This window comes from Pseudomonas sp. 2995-1, assembly GCF_002742505.1.
Classification (GTDB): Bacteria; Pseudomonadota; Gammaproteobacteria; order Pseudomonadales; family Pseudomonadaceae; genus Aquipseudomonas; species Aquipseudomonas sivasensis.
Map to the genome: position 1 here is coordinate 1 of NZ_LJSA01000206.1, position 331 is coordinate 331.

At 41.7% G+C, this 331-nt stretch carries 1 pseudogene; it reads left to right on the plus strand.

Annotation, left to right across the window (positions count from 1 at the left end):
* A pseudogene (locus tag AOA61_RS02500) lies at positions 1 to 331 on the plus strand (hypothetical protein); the annotation flags it as partial.

Genomic DNA, 331 nt, shown 5'->3' on the forward strand with positions numbered 1-331 from the left:
CATTAGAAGAAGACCGTTTTACAATCCTTGATGAAGTAAGGGAAGTTACTGCACAAGAGAGAATCGCATTGACATTAAGCATTGGTATTGGAACTGGTAATCCAGAAATGAGAGAACTTGGCCAACTAGCTCAATCTAGTTTGGATCTTGCGCTTGGAAGAGGTGGAGATCAAGCTGCAATTAAGCAAGCCAATGGAAAGGTTCGGTTTTATGGGGGCAAATCTAATGCGGTTGAAAAGAGAACTAGAGTAGGGGCACGTGTTATTTCTCACGCAATAAGGGATTTCATCTCTGATAGTGACAAAGTATTTCTAATGGTTCACAGAAGCCC